Source organism: Caballeronia sp., assembly GCF_028292365.1.
Classification (GTDB): domain Bacteria; phylum Pseudomonadota; class Gammaproteobacteria; order Burkholderiales; family Burkholderiaceae; genus Caballeronia.
On record NZ_JAQGMM010000095.1, the window covers coordinates 23,316 to 46,942 of the forward strand.

Annotated in this window: 21 protein-coding genes; 20 read left to right on the top strand and 1 reads right to left on the bottom strand. The window is 60.4% G+C overall.

The window, feature by feature from the left end:
• Positions 1–127: 127 nt before the first annotated feature.
• The 6 genes from surE to rlmD all read left to right on the top strand — a co-directional run bounded on the left by surE (position 128) and on the right by rlmD (position 6,587).
• A complete protein-coding gene (gene surE, locus JWR14_RS05905) occupies positions 128–886 on the top strand; it encodes a 5'/3'-nucleotidase SurE (protein WP_299702987.1) in 759 nt (252 codons plus the stop codon).
• Positions 883–2,121, top strand: coding sequence for a protein-L-isoaspartate(D-aspartate) O-methyltransferase (locus JWR14_RS05910; RefSeq protein ID WP_299702990.1), 1,239 nt, complete (start codon positions 883–885; stop codon positions 2,119–2,121). Before surE ends, JWR14_RS05910 begins: the two co-directional genes overlap by 4 nt.
• 5 nt (positions 2,122–2,126) lie before the next feature.
• Positions 2,127–3,116, top strand: a complete 990-nt coding sequence (locus tag JWR14_RS05915; protein WP_299702993.1) for a peptidoglycan DD-metalloendopeptidase family protein — start codon at positions 2,127–2,129, stop codon at positions 3,114–3,116.
• Between the two features lie 11 nt (positions 3,117–3,127).
• Entirely contained in the window at positions 3,128–4,222 is a 1,095-nt protein-coding gene (gene rpoS / locus JWR14_RS05920) for an RNA polymerase sigma factor RpoS (RefSeq protein WP_299702996.1), read from the top strand.
• Positions 4,223–4,260: 38 nt separating this feature from the next.
• Entirely contained in the window at positions 4,261–5,037 is a 777-nt protein-coding gene (locus tag JWR14_RS05925; RefSeq protein WP_299702999.1) for a 3'-5' exonuclease, read from the top strand.
• Positions 5,038–5,225: 188 nt separating this feature from the next.
• Complete coding sequence (rlmD, locus tag JWR14_RS05930; RefSeq protein WP_299703054.1) at positions 5,226–6,587, top strand: 23S rRNA (uracil(1939)-C(5))-methyltransferase RlmD; 1,362 nt, start codon at positions 5,226–5,228, stop codon at positions 6,585–6,587.
• Between the two features lie 109 nt (positions 6,588–6,696).
• Here rlmD and JWR14_RS05935 read toward each other — a convergent pair whose 3' ends face one another.
• On the bottom strand, positions 6,697–7,395 hold the full coding sequence (locus tag JWR14_RS05935; protein ID WP_031356430.1) for a Bax inhibitor-1/YccA family protein: 699 nt from the start codon (positions 7,393–7,395) through the stop codon (positions 6,697–6,699).
• 437 nt (positions 7,396–7,832) lie between these two features.
• Between JWR14_RS05935 and ndk the strand changes: the two genes are divergently transcribed.
• The 14 genes from ndk to JWR14_RS06005 all read left to right on the top strand — a co-directional run bounded on the left by ndk (position 7,833) and on the right by JWR14_RS06005 (position 23,418).
• Complete coding sequence (gene ndk, locus JWR14_RS05940; protein WP_047897645.1) at positions 7,833–8,258, top strand: nucleoside-diphosphate kinase; 426 nt, start codon at positions 7,833–7,835, stop codon at positions 8,256–8,258.
• A gap of 99 nt (positions 8,259–8,357) precedes the next feature.
• Positions 8,358–9,500, top strand: coding sequence for a 23S rRNA (adenine(2503)-C(2))-methyltransferase RlmN (rlmN, locus tag JWR14_RS05945; RefSeq protein WP_299703007.1), 1,143 nt, complete (start codon positions 8,358–8,360; stop codon positions 9,498–9,500).
• A 221-nt stretch (positions 9,501–9,721) separates the two neighbouring features.
• Positions 9,722–10,900, top strand: coding sequence for a RodZ domain-containing protein (locus tag JWR14_RS05950; RefSeq protein ID WP_299703010.1), 1,179 nt, complete (start codon positions 9,722–9,724; stop codon positions 10,898–10,900).
• Between the two features lie 253 nt (positions 10,901–11,153).
• The gene (ispG, locus tag JWR14_RS05955; protein ID WP_299703013.1) at positions 11,154–12,473 is read left to right on the top strand and encodes a flavodoxin-dependent (E)-4-hydroxy-3-methylbut-2-enyl-diphosphate synthase; all 1,320 of its coding nucleotides are present in this window, start codon (positions 11,154–11,156) and stop codon (positions 12,471–12,473) included.
• A 6-nt stretch (positions 12,474–12,479) separates the two neighbouring features.
• Positions 12,480–13,826: a histidine--tRNA ligase gene (hisS, locus tag JWR14_RS05960; protein ID WP_299703016.1), complete on the top strand. Its 1,347-nt coding sequence runs from the start codon at positions 12,480–12,482 to the stop codon at positions 13,824–13,826.
• Between the two features lie 101 nt (positions 13,827–13,927).
• Positions 13,928–14,557, top strand: coding sequence for a tetratricopeptide repeat protein (locus JWR14_RS05965; protein WP_299703020.1), 630 nt, complete (start codon positions 13,928–13,930; stop codon positions 14,555–14,557).
• Between the two features lie 162 nt (positions 14,558–14,719).
• A complete protein-coding gene (gene bamB, locus JWR14_RS05970; RefSeq protein WP_299703024.1) occupies positions 14,720–15,859 on the top strand; it encodes an outer membrane protein assembly factor BamB in 1,140 nt (379 codons plus the stop codon).
• 507 nt (positions 15,860–16,366) lie between these two features.
• The gene (der, locus tag JWR14_RS05975) at positions 16,367–17,704 is read left to right on the top strand and encodes a ribosome biogenesis GTPase Der (RefSeq protein ID WP_299703027.1); all 1,338 of its coding nucleotides are present in this window, start codon (positions 16,367–16,369) and stop codon (positions 17,702–17,704) included.
• Positions 17,705–17,855: 151 nt separating this feature from the next.
• The gene (hfq, locus tag JWR14_RS05980; RefSeq protein ID WP_031356421.1) at positions 17,856–18,092 is read left to right on the top strand and encodes an RNA chaperone Hfq; all 237 of its coding nucleotides are present in this window, start codon (positions 17,856–17,858) and stop codon (positions 18,090–18,092) included.
• 29 nt (positions 18,093–18,121) lie between these two features.
• Positions 18,122–19,408, top strand: coding sequence for a GTPase HflX (gene hflX, locus JWR14_RS05985; protein ID WP_299703040.1), 1,287 nt, complete (start codon positions 18,122–18,124; stop codon positions 19,406–19,408).
• A gap of 47 nt (positions 19,409–19,455) precedes the next feature.
• Positions 19,456–20,937: an FtsH protease activity modulator HflK gene (gene hflK, locus JWR14_RS05990; RefSeq protein WP_299703043.1), complete on the top strand. Its 1,482-nt coding sequence runs from the start codon at positions 19,456–19,458 to the stop codon at positions 20,935–20,937.
• Positions 20,938–20,948: 11 nt separating this feature from the next.
• Positions 20,949–21,863 carry a protease modulator HflC gene (gene hflC, locus JWR14_RS05995; protein ID WP_299703046.1) on the top strand — a complete coding sequence of 305 codons (915 nt, stop codon included), beginning with the start codon at positions 20,949–20,951 and terminating at the stop codon, positions 21,861–21,863.
• A 44-nt stretch (positions 21,864–21,907) separates the two neighbouring features.
• Positions 21,908–22,099, top strand: coding sequence for a DUF2065 domain-containing protein (locus JWR14_RS06000; RefSeq protein WP_031356417.1), 192 nt, complete (start codon positions 21,908–21,910; stop codon positions 22,097–22,099).
• A gap of 167 nt (positions 22,100–22,266) precedes the next feature.
• Positions 22,267–23,418, top strand: coding sequence for an ATP phosphoribosyltransferase regulatory subunit (locus JWR14_RS06005; RefSeq protein WP_299703051.1), 1,152 nt, complete (start codon positions 22,267–22,269; stop codon positions 23,416–23,418).
• Positions 23,419–23,627 lie beyond the last annotated feature (209 nt).

A 23,627-nucleotide genomic window follows, 5' to 3' on the forward strand; every position in this document is an offset into this window, starting at 1 on the left:
TGTCTCGTTGGCCGAAAGGCCTACAAACCGCGACCAGCTTGCCCGCTGTAAAGCGCTGTACCAGACCGTTTGGCCGAGTGTCCCGACGTCGATCCGTGGGCCTTCCTTCCTCGGTTACAATCGCCGGATGCGAATCCTACTCAGCAACGACGACGGTTATCAGGCCCGCGGCCTCAACGTGCTGCACGCGGCCATGCAGCCGCTTGGCGAAGTCACCGTGATGGCGCCCGAGCAAAACTGCAGCGGCGCTTCGAACTCGCTGACGCTGTCGCGGCCGCTCAGCATTCACACTGCGGCGAATGGTTTCAACTACGTGAACGGCACGCCAACGGACTCGGTGCACATCGCGCTGACGGGCATGCTGGCCGAGCAGCCGGATCTGGTCGTGTCCGGCATCAACAACGGCCAGAACATGGGCGAGGACACGCTGTATTCCGGCACGGTCGCCGCGGCCACCGAAGGGTTCATGTTCGGCGTGCCGGCCATTGCTTTCTCGCTGGTCGGGCGGGACTGGCTGCATCTGGAGGACGCGGCGCGCGTGGCGGCGGAGATCGTCGCGCACTATCTCGCGCACCCCATGCCCGGTCATCCGCTGCTCAATGTGAACATTCCAAGTCTGCCTTATGACCAGATGGGCGAGTGGCGCATTACGCGGTTGGGCAAGCGCCATCCATCGCAGCCCGTCGTTCGGCAAATCGATCCGCGCGGTAATCCAATTTGGTGGATCGGGCCGTCCGGCGACGCGCTCGATGCCAGTGAAGGAACGGACTTCCACGCCGTGGCGAACGGCCATATCTCGATCACGCCGCTGCAACTCGACCTGACCCATACCAAGCTGCTGCCCGCTACGCGCGAGTGGGCCGAGGCACGGAGCCGCCGTTCATGACAGACGAACGCGCGAAGCGCTTTCCGCTGGCGCTCGCCGACCTGGTGCGCGAGCCACGCAAGGCGAATGCGCGCCCCGATGCGCGCAGCAAGCCGGCATTGAAGGCGATTTCGGGCGGTAGCGGCGTTTTGAAATCCGCGGCGGCCGCGCACAAGGCCTCCGCCGCCGCCCCGAAACTGGCAGCCGGAAGGGCAGTAAAACCGTCGGCCGGGATGCATCCTGGCATGAAGGCAAGTGCGGTGGCGAAAGCCGAACCGAAGGCGCTCGCGGGCAACACGGCGGCGCGAGGTGTGGCGGGGAATTCAGCCGCATCGGCGGGAGATGTGCATCGGTCGGCCGCACGATCGCATACTGCGTCGAAACCTTCCACGGTTGTCGCGCATCATCAGCCCGGCGCGCTGCGTGCGGGTGCGCGTTCGAACGAAATACGCGATGCTCAGCCAAGGTCCAGGACGCACTTGAAGCCGGACGCAAAACCGAATTTACAGCCGGCAAATTTACAACCTGCGAAGTTGCCACCGGCGCCGCAGCCCGAAGTTAAATCGAACGTCCGAAAGGCTGCGTCCCAGGCCGGGCAGCAAAGCACTCATGCGCTGACATCGGAACGAGTGCGTGAGCGCATGGTCGAACGGCTGCGCGCCAACGGCATAACGGACGCACGCGTGCTGGCCGCCATGGCTGCGGTACCGCGCCATATGTTCGTCGATCCCGGACTTGCCACGCAGGCTTATGAGGATGCGGCGCTGCCGATCGGGCATCATCAGACTATCTCCAAGCCGTCGGTGGTCGCGCGGATGATCGAGCTGGTCGCAGCCGGACGCACGCTCAAAAATGTGCTGGAAATTGGCACGGGTTGCGGATATCAGGCGGCTGTGTTGTCGCAAATGGCAACCGACGTGTATTCCATTGAGCGGATCCGGCCGTTATCTGAGCGAGCGAAGCTCAACCTGCGGCCGTTGCGCGTGCCGAACATCCGTCTGCATTACGGCGATGGGCGCCTCGGATTGCCGGCGGTCGCGCCGTTTGACGCCATTGTGATTGCTTGTGCCGGGCTCGACGTTCCGCAGGCGTTGCTCGACCAACTTGCTGTAGGCGGCAGACTTGTTGCGCCCGTCGGATCGCAGACGGCGCAAGCGCAGATACTGACGCTCGTCGAGCGCGTTTCGCCCACTCAATGGCGCGAGTCGCAGCTCGATCGGGTTTTCTTTGTACCCTTAAAATCCGGAGTGATTTGACACCGATGAGTATGTTGCGTGCTAAACGAAATGTGAGCGCGAACCCCGGTCTGTCGGCGGTTCAGCGCGGTGTATGCGTCGTGGCGCTGTCCGCACTGGCCGCCTGCGCGACCCGGATGGATCAGGCGCCCGTCGTCGACCGGACTGGATCCGCGATCGGCACGCAGGCTGCCCAGGATGGCGCCATGTTGCCGCCGGGTCCGCCGCCGCCGGGTTACTACCGGGTGAAGCCGGGTGACACCCTATACCGGATCGCACTGGAAAACGGCCAGAATTATCGGGACATTGCGTCGTGGAACAACATGACGAACCCGAACCAGATTGAAGTCGACCAATTGCTGCGCGTGGCGCCTCCGGGTGCCAATCTCGCTGCGGCAACACCGGGCGTTTCTACCGCTCCCATTGTTGGCGGCGGAGTGCAGGCCCAGCCGCTCAACAATACGTACGGAGCGAATACGTCGGCGGCGCCTGGTACGAATGGCTACGCAAATGGCAGCGCGCCGCCGGCACCGAATTACGGTACGTCGTCCGGCATGGGGGCATTGCCGGGTACGGCAGCGCCCGGACTGGCCATGACCCAGCCGCCGGGAACGGGTGTCGACAACGGTGCGGCTGCGGTTCCGGCAGCCCAGCCGGCGTTCATCTGGCCGGCGCGCGGACCGATTCTCGGCACGTTCGACGACGCGAAGAACAAAGGCTTGAACATTGGCGGCGCAACTGGAGATCCGGTCAATGCGGCGGCTGATGGACGGGTTGTCTACTCCGGCAACGGTCTGCGCGGATACGGCAATCTCGTCATCATCAAGCACGACGCAACTTTTCTTACCGCGTACGCACATAACAGTGCTTTGATGGTAAAAGAGGGAGACGCGGTGACAAAAGGGCAGAAAATCGCCGAGATGGGCAACAGCGATTCGGACCGCGTGATGTTGCATTTCGAAGTTCGCCGGCAGGGCAAACCTGTCGACCCTCTGAAGTATTTGCCGCCGCAATAAGCGAAATCACCATGCCTAAATCGAAGCGCCAGCCGCCGCAAGCCGAGACTGAGACAATCAGCCGACCCACGCAGACAACGGTGGAAGACGGCGCTTCGAATCAGGCAGACGAGTCTGAAGGCGAAACGGCGGACGCCGAGCTCGATTCAGACGAAGACGGTGGCGCGAACGGCAAGGATGCCGTCGAAGGTGCGGCTGATTCCACCCCCGACGTCGACGACTTCAAGTCTATTTTGCAGGCCGAACTCACGGCCGACACAATCCAGCATTACCTGAACCGCATTAGCGTGAAGCCGTTGCTGACCGTCGAGGAAGAGCAGCGTTATTCGCGGCTGGCGAAAGCCGGCGAATTCGAAGCGCGCCAGGTCATGATCGAGCGCAATCTGCGGCTGGTGGTCAGTATCGCGAAGGGATATTTGAATCGTGGCGTGCCGCTGCTCGATTTGATCGAGGAGGGCAATCTCGGCTTGATGCACGCTATCGAAAAATTCGATCCCACGCGTGGTTTCCGGTTTTCGACGTATGCCACGTGGTGGATCCGCCAGAGCATCGAGCGCGCGATCATGAATCAGGCGCGCACAGTGCGTTTGCCCGTGCACGTGATTCGCGAACTCAATCAGGTGCTGCGCGCGAAACGTCATCTCGAAAAAAGCTCGGCGAATTCGACGGCGGCCATTGCGCCAGACCGGCGCGACGCGAGCATTGACGACATTGCGCATCTCACCGGCAAAACGCCCGAGGAAGTCACGGACATCCTCGCACTCAACGAACACACGGCGTCGCTCGACGCGCCGCTCGATCTCGACCCGGCGAGCAGTTTGCTCGATCTGCTGTCCGACGACGCAAGCCAGTCGCCGGATTCGGAAGTTCAGCATCGCGAACTGGAAACGCTTACGAAGCTGTGGCTTTCCCGTCTTTCCGACAAACACCGGCACGTTATCGAGCGCCGTTTCGGCCTGAATCATATTGAGCCCGCCACGCTCGAAGAACTTGCCGACGAAATGGGCCTGACGCGCGAACGCGTGCGCCAGATTCAGCAGGAAGCGCTGGTCCGGCTCAAGCGGTTCTTTGCATCGAACGGTGTGCGAAAAGACGCCGTGCTTTAGGCGCCGCGTCGTCTTGGCAAGGCATCCTTAAAAAAGTAATGACTCCAATTCTCGTATTCGACATCGAGACGATTCCCGATGTCGACGGTATTCGCCGTCTCGATGCTCTTCCCGCCACGCTCACCGATATCGAGGTGGCGGAGCATGCATTCGCCGCGCGCCGCGAAAAGGTGGGCAACGACTTCCTGCCGCATCATCTACAGCGCATTGCCGCCATTTCGTGCGTGTTTCGCGATAACACGGGTTTTCGCGTGCGTTCGCTCGGCACTACGACCGATTCCGAGGCTTCGCTGATTCAGTCGTTTTTTCGTGTGATCGAAAAATATACGCCGCAGCTCGTTTCATGGAATGGCGGCGGTTTTGATCTGCCCGTGCTGCACTACCGCGCGCTGGTGCACGGCGTGACAGCGTCCCGCTATTGGGACCTGGGCAACGATGATCGCGAGTTTCGCTACAACAACTACATCAGCCGTTACCACGCGCGCCACACTGACCTGATGGACGTGCTGGCGATGTACCAGGCGCGTGCGAACGCGCCGCTGGATGCGCTTGCCAAGCTCTGCGGTTTCCCGGGCAAACTGGGCATGGACGGCGGCATGGTCTGGCAGGCGTACTCGGAAGGGCGCATAGAAGAAATCCGCAATTATTGCGAGACGGACGTGGTCAACACGTACCTGATGTATTGCCGTTTCCAACTGATGCGTGGTGGTTTTTCCGCTGAAGAGTATGCCGACGAGATCAGCTTCGTAAAAAATGCGCTCGCACTGGAACCAGCGTCCCATTGGGCTGAATATCTGGCTGCGTTCGACGACTGAGTCCCGCGCCGAGGCTCTCCCGGCTTCGTCTACAATCTCGCCCTTGTTGCTCTTTTGCGGGGTCTTCACCCTGCTTTTCGTTTCGCTTTCCGCTTCCCGATTGTTCACTTTATTTTCATTAGCCAGGAAGTCCGCAGGTGTCTCACGCTCGAAAAAAATCGCGTAATCGCTGGAATCCGCCGACTCGAATTGTTCCTCTGGACCCTTCGGCCGCGCCACTCGAGATCGAGATCAAATCGCTCGATATGGATGCTCAAGGTGTCGGCCGTGCGGCGACCGAGGACGGCTCGGAAGGCAAGGTTATTTTCGTGGAAGGCGCGCTGCCGGGCGAACGCGTGTTGTACGCGAGCTTTCGGAGGAAGGCCGCGTTCGAGCAGGCGCTGTTGATCAAAATCCTGCGTGAAAGCGTCATGCGTACGCGGCCGAAATGCCCCTATTTCAGTAAATGCGGCGGCTGCTCCATGCAGCACCTGGATGTGCGGGCGCAGATTGCTGTCAAGCAACGCGTCCTCGAGGACAGCCTGCAGCACATCGGCAAGCTTCACGCGGAAACGATCTACCGGCCTATTCACGGGCCGTCGTGGGGATACCGGTATCGGGCGCGGCTCGCTGTGCGGCTGATCGCGGGAAAGGGCGGCGCGCTGGTGGGATTCCACGAGAAAAAGAGCAGTTTTGTCGCCGATATGGAAACGTGCGACGTCCTGCATCCGAATGTGTCGGCACTGTTGATGCCGCTGCGTTCGCTCGTCCGCGATTTGTCCATTCGCGACCGCCTGCCTCAGATTGAAGTGGCCGTTGGAGCCGAGACAACCGCGCTGGTGCTGCGGATTCTTGAGCCGTTGACGCAGGCGGACGAAGCGCTGCTGCGTACTTTCGCCGATGCCCACGGCGTCCAGTTCTGGTTGCAGCCGAAAGGGCCTGAGACCGCTTTTGCGTTTTATCCCGTTGAGCGGGAGTTGGCATACACGCTGCCGGAATTCGGTATCCGCATGCCGTTCAAACCAACCGATTTCACCCAGGTCAATCATCAGATCAACCGGGTACTCGTTAGCCGCGCGTTGCGGTTGCTGGCCGCGCAGTGCACGGATAGGGTGCTCGATTTGTTTTGCGGCATCGGCAATTTCACGTTGCCGCTCGCGCGGATGGCACGTGAGGTGGTGGGAATCGAGGGGAGCCAGGGCCTGACTGAACGTGCGCTGGAAAACGCCAGGGTAAATGGCGTCCATGAGCATACGTCGTTCGCATGCCGAAACCTCTTCGAGATCACAGCGGACGATTTTCGCGCGCTAGGTCCCTTCGACAAGATTCTCATTGATCCACCGCGTGAGGGTGCGCTGGCGGTATCGAAGGCGCTGGGAGAGATTGCGCACAGCGGCGAGGGCGTGTTGCCCAAGCGGATTGTGTACGTCTCCTGCAATCCGGCAACGCTCGCCCGGGACGCGGGCGTGCTCGTGCGCGATGCCGGTTACCGCATGAAGGGCGCGGGGGTGGTGAATATGTTTCCGCATACATCGCACGTTGAATCGATTGCGCTGTTCGAACGTGACTGAATCCCCGGGCTTTGAATTCCCAAGCTTTGCGCGCATAAAAAAAACCGGCCTTCGAAAAGGCCGGTTCTTACGCGTGAAGCGAGACCTGCGAAGCAAAACTAACGCGCGATCAGTTCCGGTTGCCACCGAAGATACCGAGCAGCATCAACAGGTTCGTGAATACGTTGTACAAATCCAGGTAGATCGCGAGCGCGGCGCTGATGTAATTTGTTTCACCGCCATTCACGACCCGCTGGACGTCGAACAGCATGTACGCCGAGAAGATCACGATGGCCAGCACCGAAACCGTCAGCATCAAGGCCGGCAGGTGCAGGAACACGTTCGCAAACGCGGCCAGCAGCAACACTAGTACGCCCATGAAGAGCCACTTGCCGAGACCGGAAAAGTCGCGCTTGCTGACGGTGGCGATAGTCGCCATGGCGGCGAAGATCACACCAGTGCCACCAAACGCCATCATGATGAGCTGCGGCCCGTTTGTGTAGCCGAGAATGAAGCTCAGCAAACGCGACAGCATCAGACCCATAAAGAAGGTGAAGCCGAGCAACACGAATACACCGATGCTGCTGTTCTTGGTGCGCTCAATGGCGAACATGAACCCGAACGCGATTGCCATGAAGGCGATGAAGCTCATGGCGGGGCTGGTAGCGGCAAACAGGGAGAAGCCTGTTGCCACGCCGACCCACGCGCCCAACACGGTTGGGACCATGGATAGCGCGAGGAGCCAGTATGTGTTCCGTAGTACGCGGTTGCGGGTTTCGGACGACGTGACACTACCGCTGCGACCAAAACCGTAAGGGGATTCGTTCATGGTTTCTCCTTGCCTAAACTTGTGTAAAGCCATCTGGTTCAAAAAACCGGCTTGATTTGCCGTAAAACGCTGACGCTGCCACGTGAAAGCTGCCACGTGAAAGCTGCCGTACGAAAACACGGCTTTTGTCAGTCAAGCGGCTTCGTTAGACGATTTGCCGCGAACCCCTTCTGGCTGCATTGTACGCTCCCGGCCTGAAGGCCCTTCCGACACGGAATATGGGTCTATCTTGCGCCGAAATCAACGTTGCTGCTGTGCAGTACCAGGACCGCTAAAATTACGGCGCGTTTCATACCCACGCTGTGACCCGCACTGCAATTCGTCTCTTGCTTTGATGCTTACGGAGTCGTAAGGTTTCCATCGCAATCATACAACGCTTCGTGCTACAATTGTCGATTCATTTATATTCGTAACCCGTTCATTTTTTGGAGTTTTTCATGGCGATCGAGCGCACCCTGTCGATTATTAAACCGGATGCAGTGGCAAAGAATGTGATCGGCCAGATCTACAGCCGTTTTGAGCAAGCTGGCCTCAAGATCATCGCAGCTCGCATGGTCCATCTGTCGCGCGCTGACGCGGAAAAGTTCTACGCGGTTCACGCTGCACGCCCGTTCTTCAAAGACTTGGTCGAATTCATGATCTCCGGCCCCGTGATGATCCAGGCGCTGGAAGGCGAGAACGCCATTCTGACGAATCGCGACCTGATGGGCGCAACCGACCCGAAGAAGGCTGACAAGGGTACGATCCGCGCGGATTTCGCCGACAGCATCGACGCTAACGCGGTGCACGGCTCGGACGCTGCCGAAACAGCACGTCAGGAAATCGCTTTCTTCTTCCCCGAAGTGAACGTCTATTCGCGTTGATTCGGGAGTAGATTTATCGCAGGAATTGGCGCGAAATAGCTGGAGCGCGGCTTAGAACGCGTTCCATTTTTCGCTCAGCAAGGAAATGGCAGAATCGAAATGACAGCTGCAACAGTCAATCTTCTGGACCTCGATGCCGCCGGGCTCGTTGCTTATTGCGACAGCCTGGGCGAAAAGCCGTTTCGCGCCAAGCAATTGCAACGCTGGATTCACCAGTTCGGTGTCGACGACTTCGACGGCATGACGGACCTGGCGAAATCGCTGCGTGAGAAATTGAAGGGGCGGGCAAGTCTGGACATGCCTGCCATCGTCCGCGATCACGTTTCCACTGACGGCACCCGCAAGTGGCTGATCGACGTGGGCAACAGCAACGCGGTCGAAACTGTATATATCCCGGAAGCAAATCGCGGCACCCTTTGCGTTTCGTCGCAAGCCGGCTGCGCCGTGAATTGCCGATTCTGCTCCACCGGCAAGCAAGGTTTTTCGCGCAACCTGAGCACGGGCGAGATTATCGGCCAGTTGCGCATGGCAGAGTTTGCGCTGCGAGCGTCCAAAAGCGGTAGTTATGGTGCGCCGAATAACGGCAAGGCCGATCGCGTGGTGACCAACGTCGTGATGATGGGCATGGGCGAACCTCTGCTCAACTACGACGCCGTTGTGCCAGCCATGCGGCTGATGCTCGACGACAACGCGTACGGACTGTCACGCCGTCGCGTGACGTTGTCCACCTCGGGCGTCGTGCCCATGATGGACCGTCTTGGCGCAGATCTGCCGGTCGCACTTGCCGTGTCGCTGCATGCGCCGATCGATTCGCTTCGCGACATGCTGGTGCCGTTGAACAAGAAATATCCCCTGCGGGAATTGATGGCCGCGTGCCAGCGTTACCTGTTGGTTGCGCCGCGCGATTTCATCACATTCGAATATTGCATGCTCGACGGCGTGAACGACAGCGAAGCGCACGCCCGCGAACTGATTGCGCTTACGCGTGATGTGCCGTGCAAATTCAACCTGATTCCGTTCAATCCGTTCCCCGAGTCCGGTTTGACGCGATCGAGCAACGAACAGATCAAGCGGTTTGCGCAGGTGCTGATGGACGCTGGCGTCGTGACAACCGTGCGCAAGACGCGGGGCGATGACATCGACGCGGCATGCGGGCAGTTGGCCGGCGAGGTTCAGGACCGTACGCGTCTGGCCCAGCGTATGGGCAAGACGGCGAAGGTCATCGAGGTTCGCGCTGTCTAAGTGCCAAGCAGTCAAGCGGGATAGTCGCGCTGCCGACCTGCGGCGCCTTGTTCGGCGGAAAAACCGAAAAATTCGGCAATAAATGCTAGAAGGCGGCGCACAATGCCGTGCATTTTGTTATAAAGCCGTCTGCAACGCCGACTCGGCTGTGTCTGCGGTGGCGCTAAGGTCAGCAACGAAGCTGAACAGCGACAAAAAAGAATCGATGCGAGGAAATTGGGATGAGTGAGCCGCAGCACCCGACGCCTTTCGGCGCTCATAAAGCTGGCCAATCAGGCAGTCAGTCCGGCGCGTTGCCCGGAAATCAGCCCGAAAACGCCGCGAGCGCCGCCAATACCGAGGGAGGCATTCAGCAGGCAGCGAGTCTTGATTCGGTCGCCGCAGTCGGCGCGCGACTTACACAGCTTCGCGAAGCGAAGAACTGGTCTCTGGATGACGTATCCGCGCGGTTGAAGGTGTCGCCGCAGAAACTACGAGCGCTCGAGAGCGGCGATCTCAGCCTTTTCCCCGACCGGAATTTCGCGACGGGCATTGTGCGTAGTTACGCGAAAATCATGGGCGCCGACCCGGCTCCCTTCACGGCTGCGCTGCGTCACGCAAATGGTCCGGTCGAGCAGAATTTATCGTTGCCGGCATCGTCAGGTGCGGGTTTGCCGCGCGGCCGCGTGTCGGTCCCGCTAGGCAGTTCGCCGCGGCGCCGGTCCTGGTTGTGGGGCGTAGCGGCTGTGATCGTTGCGGTGATTGCGCTCGCAATGTGGCACACGGGCGGGGATTCCGCCGCATGGTTTGCCCGGCTGAAGGCCAGCGCTAATGGCGCAACCCAGGCAACGAACAGCGAAACCAGTGCAGGTTCGTCGGTGGCAGCTACTGACGAAGCAACGGCCAACACGGGGTCGGTCGCCTCGGGTGACGCCGCGAGTGAAGCCTCAGCTAATGGAGCCGAAGTTCAGGCTGGAACGCAGGCCGGTGCTCAGCCTATGCCGAGCCCGCTGGGTACGAACGCGCTTCCCGCGTCTTCATCGACGATTACGGCGGTCCAGGGCGCCGCCGCGCGTGCACAAAGCGCGAGCGCGCCGTTGGCGAATGCGCCGAAACCGGCTTCGTCGGCGGCTGCAACAACTTCGGCGTCAGCGGCTGCTTCTGTCGGCACCGGCGGCAACGAGCTCGAACTTAAGGTGGCGAGCGATAGCTGGTTCAGCGTGCGCCAAAAGGACGGTAAGGAAGTGTTCTCAGGCCTGGTCAAGGCTGGCAGCGTGCAAAAAGTCGCAGGCGACGCGCCGTTCAAGATCACGGTTGGAAATCGGGCGGGCCTCGATTCGCTGACGTTCGACGGACAACCCGTCGACCCAGCCAAATTCGGCCCCGCGAAGGGCAACGTCGCTCGCTTTTCGCTGCCCTGATCTCGCTGCGCAAGTGGCACCGAGTGTGCATTCGTGTGTGGTTGAGCCCGCGCCGTTACATAACGCGGGCCTGAAGGAATTACGCCACATGGCCTGAGGGGCTTTGAGGTCGGTTCTCAGCCTTGACACGGAGTTGTGCGAAGATTTCATCAAGGCGTCGCAAAGGTGGCGGCGCCGTTTTTATGTCCTCGAGTCTCATTCATGTCCAGATACGCGTCACCGTGTGATAGCCGGCGGCGCAAAGGGTCTTTCGATGCAATCCGAAGCTCAACACCCCCTTATTGAAAGCAAGATTTGTTCGTCGGAGCCAGTCTTCGGCGGATCGTGGAAACGGCGGGCGTCGCACGCCGTCGACGTTCGCTGGGGCGGCCAGCTCGTGACAATCGGCGGCGATGCGCCCGTGCGCATTCAGTCGATGACGAATACCGATACCGCCGACGCCATTGGCACGGCGATCCAGGTCAAGGAACTGGCGCAAGCCGGATCGGAACTGGTGCGGATCACGGTGAATACGCCGGAAGCCGCAGCAGCGGTGCCCGCAGTACGCGAGCAGCTTGACCGAATGGGCGTGACGGTGCCGCTCGTCGGGGACTTTCATTACAACGGTCATACGCTGTTGCGCGACTATCCGGCCTGCGCCGAAGCGTTGTCGAAATACCGGATCAATCCGGGCAACGTGGGCGCAGGAGCCAAACGCGACACGCAGTTCGCCCAGATGATCGAAGCGGCTGCGCGCTATGACAAGCCGGTCCGAATCGGCGTGAACTGGGGCAGTCTCGACCAGGATCTGCTCGCGCGGATGATGGACGAGAACGCGGCCCGTCCCACGCCGTGGGAAGCGCAAAGCGTGATGTATGAAGCGCTGATTCAATCGGCGATCGGATCGGCTGAACGCGCGGTCGAACTCGGTCTCGGGCGCGACAAGATCATCCTGTCGTGCAAGGTCAGCGGCGTGCAGGACCTGATCGCGGTGTATCGCGAACTGGCCAAGCGCTGCAGCTTCGCGTTGCACCTCGGCCTGACTGAAGCGGGGATGGGATCGAAGGGCATCGTGGCGTCCACTGCGGCGTTGTCTGTGCTGCTGCAGGAAGGAATCGGCGACACCATCCGCATCTCGCTTACGCCGGAACCCGGCGGCGCGCGGACCGGCGAAGTGATCGTTGGTCAGGAAATACTGCAGACCATGGGCCTGCGCTCGTTCACCCCCATGGTGATCGCATGCCCGGGGTGCGGACGCACTACCAGCACGTTGTTCCAGGAACTGGCGTCGCAGATCCAGGCGTATTTGCGCAACGCAATGCCCGTATGGCGCGATCAATTCCCCGGCGTGGAGAAAATGCACGTCGCGGTGATGGGTTGCATCGTGAATGGGCCGGGTGAGTCGAAGCAGGCGAATATCGGCATCAGTTTGCCGGGGTCGGGCGAAAATCCGGCGGCGCCGGTGTTTATCGATGGCGTGAAGGTCAAGACGCTGCGCGGCGAGCATATCGCCCAGGATTTCCAGCAAATCGTCAGCGAGTACGTGACGCGGACTTACGGCAAGCGCGAAACCGCGCAGGCAGAAACACTTTAAAGACAGATGACTGAACAGAAGAAAAAGCTTGAGAAGCTGAGCGGCGTGAAGGGCATGAACGACATCCTCCCGCAGGATGCCGCGTTGTGGGAATTCTTCGAAAGCACCGTCAAGTCGATGCTGCGCGCATACGGCTATCAGCAGATCCGCACGCCGATCCTTGAGCCCACGCAGTTGTTCACGCGCGGCATTGGCGAAGTGACGGATATTGTCGAGAAGGAAATGTACAGTTTTACCGACGCGCTCAACGGCGAGCATCTCACGCTGCGCCCGGAAAATACGGCGGCCGTGGTGCGTGCGTCGATCGAACATAATCTGCTCTACGACGGCCCGAAGCGGCTGTGGTATATCGGTCCCATGTTCCGTCATGAGCGTCCGCAGCGCGGGCGATACCGGCAGTTTTATCAAGTCGGCGTGGAAGCGCTCGGCTTTGCCGGACCGGACACCGACGCTGAAATCATCATGATGTGCCAGCGCTTGTGGGACGATCTCGGCCTTTCCGGCATCCGGCTCGAACTGAACTCGCTCGGTCAGCCGGAAGAGCGCGCGGCGCATCGGAAGGAATTGATCGCGTATCTCGAGCAACATGTCGACGCACTCGACGAAGAGTCGAAGCGCCGTCTCTACACCAATCCGCTGCGCGTGCTCGATACCAAGAATCCAGCCATGCAGGAGATTGCGCAGAACGCGCCGAAGCTCGTCGATTTCCTCGGGCCGGAATCACTCGCGCACTTCGACGGTGTTCAGCGTTTGCTGAAGGCGAACAACATTCCGTTCAAAATCAATCCGCGTCTCGTTCGCGGCCTCGATTACTACAATCTCACCGTGTTCGAATGGGTGACCGACAAGCTCGGCGCGCAAGGAACGGTGGCGGGCGGCGGCCGCTACGATCCGCTGATCGAGCAACTGGGCGGCAAGGCAACGGCGGCGTGCGGCTGGGCGATGGGTGTCGAGCGCATTCTTGAATTGCTGAAAGAAGAAGATCTGGTGCCGGCGCCGGAAGGAACCGACATCTACGTGGTTCACCAGGGTGAAGCGGCGGCGGAGCAGGCGTTTATCATCGCCGAGCGGTTGCGCGATACCGGCCTGGACGTGATTCTGCATTGCAGCCCGGACGGCACGCCGGCGAGCTTCAAGTCGCAGATGAAAAAAGCCGATGCCAGCGGCGCGGCATTTGCCGTGGTGCTGGGCGAGAACGAGCTGGCGCAGGGCATGGTTGGCGTGAAGCCGCTGCGTAGTGCATCGGTCGAGTCGACGGGTCAAAAGAACGAGCAAGCCACGGTACCGGTGGAAGACTTGACCGAATTTCTAATCAATGCGATGGTGGCAACCGCCGACGACGGCGCCGACTGATTTGTCGGGCGGCGCCGCGCGGGCAAAGCCGTGCGGCGGGCCGAAACAATGGCGTGCAGCGTTGCGCGCGAATACAAAAGCAGTCAAGGAATACGCAGGGCATGAGCTATCACGAAGAACAAGAGTCACTTGAAAACCTGAAAGCCTGGTGGGCGAAATGGGGCAATTCCACGACCTGGATTGTTCTTGTGGTGCTCGTCGCCGCGGCGGGCTGGAACGGCTGGAATTTCTGGCAGCGCCGGCAGGCTGCGGAAGCCGCCGTGCTTTACGACCAGGTGCAGCAAGCGGTGGCATCGAGTGACAAAGCAATGGTCACGCGAGCGGCAACGGACATGGAAGACAAGTTCGGCGGCACCGCTTACGCGCAGATGACGGCGCTGGCCGCCGCCAAATCGCTGTATACCGCAGGGGACAGTGCAGGGGCTAAAACGCAACTGCAATGGGCCGCCGATCACGCGAAAGACGCTGAATACAAACAGATCGCGAAATTGCGGCTGTCTTTGTTGCTGCTCGACGAAAAGGCTTATGACGCGGGCCTGAAGGTGCTCGCCGACGCGCCGCTCGACGCGTTCAAGGGCGTGGTGTCGGACCGTCGCGGCGACCTGCTGGTAGCCGAAGGCAAGCGCGATGACGCGCGCGCGGCCTACAAGGTCGCACTCGACACGTTGCCGAAATCCGATACGTCCGCCCGTCAACTGGTCCAGTTCAAGCTGGACGCACTCGGGGGCTAGCGCCGACGGCGGGCCTCAAGGCTTGTCAGCCGACCTCGTCCTTATGCGGACGCGCTGCTCACTAGGTTAAAGTCACCGGTTTGCAACGGTGCATTTAACCTGGGGCGAGCACCACGCCGCACACCGATCAACCGATTTCACTTATTCATGTTGCGTCCACCGATGACCTTTCTGAAACGCTACGCTCTCCCGCTCGCTTGCGCGATGACGGTTATGCTCACCGCCTGCGCCACCAAGGACGAGCGCCGCGTACCGACTCCGCTTGTAGACATCAAGCCGGTTCTCACCGTGGAGCAGGCCTGGAAGGCGAGCGTCGGCAAAGCCGGGCGTTACCTGTTCTCGCCGGTGGCAGTCGGTGACTTCGTCTACGCTGCGGGCGCCAATGGCACGGTTGCGAAGATCGATGCCAAGACCGGGCAGGACGTATGGCGCATCAAGCTTAAAGACGATCTGTCGGCGGGCGTAGGCAGCGACGGCAACCTGACTGCGGTCGGTGGTCTGAAAGGCAGCGTGTATGTGCTCGGACCTGATGGCAAGCAACTCTGGACGGCAACCGCGCCGGGTGAAATTATCTCGCCGCCGCTGGTCGGCAATGACGTGGTTATCGTTCGGACGATCGACGGCAAGGTCATCGCGTTCAACGCGCAGACCGGCGAACAAAAGTGGATCTTCCAGGCGCGCGCTGTACCACTCAACCTGCGTGTGGCTGCCGGCATGACGTTCGCGGCGTCCCAGGCGGTCCTGGCGGGCTTCCCGGGCGGCACGTTCGCGGCAATCAATCTGCAGACTGGCGATGCCTATTGGCAGACGCCGGTATCGTTCCCGAAGGGCGTGACTGAAGTAGAGCGTATCAACGACGTAACCGGTGCGCCAACGCTGGTGGGATCGGAGACGTGTGCAGTGACGTTCCAGGGTCGCATTGGGTGTTTCGATGCGAATTCTGGCCGTGCGCAATGGGAAAAGGCGTTTTCGAGCGACAGCGGCCTGGCGCAAGACAACGAAATGGTTGCAGCCGGCGACGACTGGTCGATCGTTAACGCGTTTAGCGGGATCGACGGCGCACCGCTCTGGAAGAACGACAAGCTGAAAAATCGCATGGTCAGCGTGCCGTTCATTTTGGGCCGCGCGGTCGTGCTTGGCGACTATCAGGGTTACGTGCATTTCCTTTCGACGGCAAATGGCGAATTCGTCGGCCGGGCCAAGACCGACGGCAGCGCAATTACAGCTGCGCCGGTGCTGGCGGGCGATACCTTGGTTATCCTGACGCACGACGGCGGCCTGTACGGTTTCCGTCCGCGCTGATTAGGCGGTTTGAGTTGATCTGACGTTCTGACGAACGTGCTGGCTTTGCCGGCCGTTCGCGTTTTTCCGGACTTTTTGTTTTTTGAGTCCGCGCCGTGCGAATAGAATCGATTCATCAAGGCCGCGCGGGACGGATCATCGTGCGGCAAATAAGCGCACAAGCAGCATATAGGCAGTAAAAGGCAGTAAAGGCAACGGTACAAGTAAGCTTAGGCAACACCAGGCATCGGGATTCCGGCAGCAGTTTTGTGCAAGCCGGGCCACACCTTCGGGTGACGTTGCTCGATCGATCATGTCGTTTGGCGGAGCGCTCAGCGCGTTCCACATGCGCTTCAAACGCCATGAACGTGGAACATCGCTGCACGCCGCGGTCGCTCCGCTGGAACCGTGCTAATTTTCGACACATCGCCGGGCCACGCACACTCGCGGCTCGCCGTTTCCGGACTTTTATCCGGCGCGCGCCGGGCCGGAATCATCCGCCTTGCGTTCAACTGTGAACACCATCTGATGAAACCCGTAATTGCCCTCGTGGGGCGCCCCAATGTGGGGAAATCGACGCTTTTCAACCGCCTGACCCGTTCGCGCGACGCACTCGTCGCCGACTTGCCTGGCCTTACCCGGGACCGGCACTACGGTGAAGGGCGGGTTGGCGACCGGCCTTATCTGGTAGTCGATACCGGTGGTTTCGAACCGGTCGCGAAAGACGGCATCCTGCACCAAATGGCTCGCCAGACGCGTCAGGCGGTGGAAGAGGCCGACGTGGTCGTCTTCATTACCGACGGCCGCAACGGACTCGCGCCGCAGGACAAGGCGATTGCGGACTACCTGCGCAAGAGCGGCCGGCCGCTGTTCCTCGTGGTCAACAAGGCCGAGGGCATGAAGTACAGCGCGGTCGCCGCCGACTTCTACGAACTGGGTCTCGGCGACCCGCGTGCAATTTCTGCCGCACACGGCGACGGCGTCTCCGAAATGATCGGTGACGCACTCGAAATTGCCTATGCCGGACAGCCGGAAGAAGACCCCGAGGAAAAGGCGGCGCGCGGCGTGAAAATTGCGATCGTGGGACGCCCGAACGTCGGCAAGTCGACGCTGATCAATGCGTTGGTCGGTGAGGAGCGCGTGATCGCGTTCGACATGCCCGGCACCACGCGCGATTCCATTTATATTGATTTCGAGCGAAGTGGCCGCAAATACACGCTGATCGATACGGCTGGGTTGCGCCGTCGCGGCAAGGTGTTCGAGGCGGTGGAAAAGTTTTCGGTGGTTAAGACGTTACAGTCCATTTCCGACGCTAACGTGGTGATCCTGCTGCTGGATGCGCAGCAGGACATCTCCGACCAGGACGCGCATATTGCGGGCTTCGTGGTCGAACAGGGACGTGCGCTCGTGGTAGGAGTCAATAAGTGGGACGGACTGGACTCGCATGTGCGCGAGCGCACCAAGGCCGACCTTACGCGCAAGCTCAAGTTTTTGGACTTTGCTAAATTCCATTACGTGTCGGCGCTGGAAAAGACGGGCATCAGTCAGCTCATGAAGTCGGTGGATGACGCCTACGCCGCCGCCATGGCCAAGTTGCCTACACCGAAGCTCACGCGCGCGCTGATCGACGCGGTTGAGTTCCAACAGCCGCGCCGCCGCGGACCGATTCGTCCGAAGCTGCGTTATGCGCACCAGGGTGGACAGAATCCGCCGATCATCGTTGTCCACGGAAACGCCCTCGACGCGATCACCGACACCTATAAACGTTACCTCGAAGGCCGCTTCAGAGAAACTTTCGGGCTCGTGGGGACTCCATTGCGCATAGAGTTCCGTTCAAGCGCGAACCCTTACGCGGACAAAGGCTGAATCCCGCGTGCACCAAGCGTTTCGCCGGGTTTCAGACGGCTGGGGCGCGCTGGTGCGAAAATGAAAATCGGCTATAGTGTAGCGATTGACGGCGGATCTCTTTTTCTTCGTCGCAATCACGTCAACCTGCAAAAATAATACGGAGTTTGCTATGAGCAACAAAGGGCAATTGTTACAAGACCCGTTTTTGAACGCACTGCGAAAAGAGCATGTGCCTGTATCGATCTACCTGGTCAACGGCATCAAGCTGCAAGGCAATATTGAATCGTTCGACCAGTACGTTGTGTTGCTCCGGAATACGGTTACCCAGATGGTCTATAAGCACGCCATTTCCACGGTCGTGCCGGCGCGTCCGGTGAATTTCCACCCGGATGCAGAGACGCCCTAAACCTCGTTGCGCCCGGTGTCATGGCATGAATGAACGTGCTAATTCACCGGTCGCTTCAAAATGAAAATATTGATTTGATCAACGCAGCGCTTGTCGGTGTCGACTTCGGAAAAATCGATTTCGATGCCAGTCTCGAAGAACTCAGTCTGCTCGCACAAAGTGCGGGTGCTCATCCCGCCGTCACCCTGACCGGTCGCCGTTCCAGCCCCGATGCCAAGATGTTTGTCGGCAGCGGCAAAGTCGAAGAGCTGCGCCTCGCATGCGAAGCCAACGACGTGGAACTCGTCATTTTTAATCACGCCCTCGCGCCCGCGCAGCAGCGCAATCTGGAAACGGCGCTGGACCGGCGCGTGATCGACCGCACCAGTCTCATCCTCGATATTTTCGCGCAGCGTGCCCGCAGCCATGAAGGCAAGCTGCAGGTCGAACTCGCGCAGCTCACCTACTTGTCCACTCGACTGATTCGCGCGTGGACTCACCTTGAGCGGCAAAAGGGCGGTATCGGTTTGCGCGGTCCGGGTGAAACGCAGCTCGAAACCGACCGCCGTTTGATTGGCGAGCGGATCAAGGCGCTGAAGGCGAAGCTGAAGAAGCTGCAGCGCCAGCATGGCACGCAGCGGCGTCAGCGCGAGCGCAACCGGACTACATCTGTGTCGCTCGTCGGTTATACAAACGCGGGCAAGTCGACGCTGTTCAACGCGTTGACGAAAGCGCAGGCATACGCAGCGGACCAGTTGTTCGCCACGCTCGACACCACCTCCCGCCGGGTTTATCTCAGCGAGGAAGCGGGTCAGGCAGTGGTGTCGGATACGGTCGGGTTCATTCGCGACCTGCCTCACCAACTGGTCGCGGCATTTCGTGCGACGCTTGAAGAGACCGTTCAGGCTGACTTGCTGCTGCACGTGGTCGATGCATCAAGCATGGTGCGGCTCGACCAGATCGAAGAAGTCAACAAGGTGCTGACGAGTATCGGTGCCGACGGCATTCCGCAGATCCTCGTTTTCAACAAGATCGACGCGGTGCCTGAGCTCGCGGCCCGTAACGATCCGGTTGAAAGGGATGAGTATGGTAATATTTTGCGCGTCTTTTTGAGCGCGCGAACGGGTCAGGGACTCGACGCACTGCGCGCGGCAATCGCCGAATTTGCGGCTTCCGAACCCAAAGATAACAACGAGTACACGGAACTTCCGGACGGCACAATCGTGCCGGAGTCCATGGATAGCACATCCGACGACGGAACCGCGCTACCGGAAGATCACCGGTCAGCCGACGAAAGTGAAAGTGATGACCGCAAGGTCCCCGAGCACGGGCACTGATCTGTTCCGATTTGCATTGACCCGGCTGTCTAATGGTGAATCACCGAGTGAACGACTACAACGAGCGGAGTAACCGGCAGCTTTCGCATGCCGTCTTTTCGATCAACGACCCGCGCTGGGGGCGGGGCGACGGCAATGGCGACGGCAAAAGCCAGGACCAGAAGCGTCCGCAGGAACCAAAGCGCCCATCGAAGGACAAGGACGGGGAAGGCCCGCCGGATCTCGACGAAATGTGGCGCGACTTCAACAAGAAACTCGCGGGCTTGTTCGGCAAGAAGCCGGCAGGCGGTGGGCCGCGTGCTGACAACGGCCGTGGTGCCAAGATCGGCTTGGGCATTGTTGTCGGCGTCTTGATCGCGATCTATCTGGGCAGCGGCGTATTCGTCGTACAGGATGGCAATGTGGGTGTTGTGTCGCGCTTCGGAAAGTATGAGGAGTCGGCTGACGCGGGCATCCATTGGCGTCTTCCGTATCCGTTCGAGTCGCACGAGATCGTCAATACGTCGCAGATCCGTTCGGTCGAAGTCGGGCGCAACAACACCGTGACCCAGGCCAACGTGCGTGATGCATCGCTGCTGACGCGCGACGCGGATATCGTCGACGTGCGGTTTGCCGTGCAGTATCAGATCAAGTCGGCCACCGACTATCTGTTCCGCAATGTCGATCCTGATCAGAACGTGACGGAATCGGCGCAGGCGGCGATTCGCGAGATCGCGGGTACGCACAGCACCGACGACCTGCTTTTCAAGGATCGCGAAGCATTGCGCGCGAAACTTCTCGACACCATCCAGGCATCGCTCGACTTGTACAAGACGGGCTTGCAGGTGACGGGCGTGACCATCGAGAGCGTGCAGGTGCCGGCGCAGGTTCAGCCGGCGTTTGAAGATGCCGCGAAGGTGCGCCAGGACAACGAGCGCGCGGTCGACACCGCGAAAGCCTACGCAGATCAACTGTTGCCGCGAGCGAAGACCGACGCGGCGCGCATGATCGACGACGCGAAGGGCTATAGCAACCGGGTCGTTTCGCAGGCGCAAGGCAATGCCGAGCGCTTCAAGCAAGTCTACGCAGAATATTCGAAGGCGCCGGCAGTGATTCGTCAACGCATGTATCTGGACACAATGCAGCAGATTTATTCGCGTGCGACGAAGGTGTTCGTCGACAGCAAGAGCTCGAACAACGTGGTGTACCTGCCGCTCGACAAGCTTGTCGATGCAAACCGCCAGAACGCGAACGCAGCGGCCGCTGGGACGGTGCCTCCGGGTGCGTCAGGTGTTGCCGCTGGGACGGCGCCTTCGGGCGCCAATCAACCGGTCGGCGCCGCGCCTGCCGGCGTGATTGGAGGATCCATCACGCAGGATGCGCGCGCCGAAAGCGCATCGGCGGCTTCGGCCGTGACTGCCCAGTCCGCCACTCCAGCCAGCACTGCAGCGTCTGCCGCTGCCTCGGGCGCCGCCGCGCAGTCGTCGGGTGACCCATTGCGCTCGCGCGATGCGTTCCGTTCGCGTTCGCGCGAAGACGACACGCAATGAGGAGCGCGATCATGAATCGAATTATTGCGCTCGTCGTAGCCGTGGTAGTCGTGTTGTTCATCGGTTCGTCCATGATGTTCGTGGTCGACGAACGCCATGCGGGTGTGGTCACCGCACACGGCGGCGGCACGCCCACGCTTGTCACGCCCGGCCTCCATTTCAAGCTGCCGCCGCCGTTCCAGACGCTGACGCTGATCGACACCCGTACGCTCACGCTCGACGAAGCGGGCTCGGATCGCTTCAATACGTCGGACAAGAACGAGGTGATCGTGAATACGGTCATCAAGTATCGCGTGGCCGATCCGCTCAAGCTGTTCGAAAGCAACGAGAAGAACACGCAGACGGCGCAGGACCGGCTGGCCGCGCTCACGCGCACGGCGATGACATCGTCCTTCACCAAACGTTCGCTGACGGACGTGCTCGGTGAACAGCAGGTTATTGCGGCCGAAGCGCAGAAGGCGATCGAGCAGCCGGCAGCGGCGTTCGGCGTGGAGCTTGTGGACTTGCAACTGACACGCATCGACTTTCCGCCGGCGGTGGCCGATTCGGTCTACAAACGCATGATCGCGGCGCGCCAGCAAGCGGCAGCCGAGGAGCGCGCGAAGGGGACGGCAGACGCTGATGCACTGAAAGCGGCCGCGGAGCGTCAGCAGGAATCCATTCTTGCCGATGCCTACAAGGAAGCGCAGACCATCAAGGGTGAGGGTGATGGCAAGGCTGCGTCCATTGCCGCCGATGCATACGGCGTCGATCCGCAGTTCTACCAGTTCTATCAAAGCCTCGAAGCGTATAAAAAGACCTTCAATGCCGGCGACGTCATGGTTGTCGATCCGAGCAGCGATTTCTTCCGCTTCATGCGTAGCCCGAATGGTGCTGCGCCGAGCGGCAGCGATGCCACCCCCCCGGCGCTCGCGCGCAAGCGCTGAGATGTCGCAAGCGTCGCGGCGAGAGCCGCGGCGCCTTCAATCGAATGGATATGGCTGCATCGTTACTGCTCGCGATCGCGTTGATGCTGATTATTGAGGGGATGTTTCCGTTCGTCTTCCCAAACTCCTGGCGCGACACGTTTCGCCGGATCGCACAACGGCCGCCGCACCAGATTCGGATCGGTGGACTGATCGCGATGGTGCTTGGCGTTATCCTGCTGATTATCGCGACTTGACCCTAGCGACTTGACCTTAGCGACGTGACGCTAGCAACCTGATGGTTGCGAAGTAAAAATTCAAAGCGGGTCGACGTGTAGTCTCCAGTCACCCATAGACTCAAAGCTTGCGCTGACCCGTGGCAATCATCCCCGCCGCGCTCAAACGCTCCGTAGGAAACGCATCGATGTCCACCTGGTTACTCCCCGAGAATATAGCCGACGTCCTGCCGTCCGAGGCTCGCAAGATTGAAGAATTGCGCCGTCGGCTGCTCGACCGTTTTCGTTCGTACGGCTACGAACTTGTCATGCCGCCCATGCTCGAGTATCTCGAGTCGTTGCTCACCAGCGGCGGCAGCGACCTGAACCTGCGCACCTTCAAGCTCGTCGATCAACTGTCCGGCCGCACGCTCGGCCTGCGTGCTGACATTACGCCGCAGGTATCACGTATCGACGCGCATTTGCTGAATCGGCAGGGTGTGACGCGTCTTTGCTACGCGGGCAATGTACTGCATACGCGCCCGCGCGGTCTGCACGCTACGCGTGAGCAAATTCAGATCGGCGCGGAAATCTACGGCCATGCGGGACTGGAAGCGGATCTCGAGATCCAGCAATTGATGCTCGATTCACTGCGTCTGAGCGGCCTCGATAAAGTGCGCCTCGACCTGTGCCACGCGGGCGTTTTGTCGGCGTTGCTGGATCTGGAGCCGGCTGCGGCGGCGCTCGGTGAAGCGCTGTTCGACGCGCTCGGTGCGAAGGATGTGCCGCGCCTGAACGAACTCACGGCCAAGCTCGGCGATGTAACCCGGGACGCGTTGCGCGCGTTGCCCTCTCTGTATGGTGACGCTGCAGTGCTCGAGGAAGCGCGGGCCCGGCTGCCGAATCTTCCGGTGATCGGCCGGGCACTGGACGACCTCGCGTTCCTCGCGGCTCAAGCGAACGGAGCCGAGCTGATGATCGATCTCGCCGATTTGCGTGGTTACGCGTACCACAGCGGCGTGATGTTCTCGGCGTATGTCGACGGCGTGCCGAACGCGGTGGCGCGGGGCGGCCGTTACGACGATGTCGGCCTGGCCTACGGCCGTGCGCGCCCGGCGACGGGTTTTTCGCTCGACCTGCGCGAAGTCGCCCGTATTTCTCCCGTCGATGCGCGCGGCAGCGCGGTCCTCGCCCCGTGGAAGCACGACGAACCGCTGCTCAAGGCAGTCGCACAATTGCGCGATGCGGGCGAAGTGGTGATTCAGGCGTTGCCCGGTCACAACCATGATCTCGATGAATTCGCGTTCGATCGCGTACTGGTGGAGCGCGATGGAAAGTGGGTCGTAGAGCCCCGTTCCTAGTGGTTTTGCGGTTTGCCGGTGCGCTTTTTATCGACACATAGCGGCAAACCACGGACAAAGCTTCTGCCAGATCCGGTCGATGAAAAATCGATACGCGTTCGCAAATACCGGGAAAAACTCGGAACCTTCCGCGAACATAGGTAAAATGCTTTTTTAACCAGCTATCAAATTGACATGTCTGCCAGCGCAGTGAATGTGAACCCGGGGCG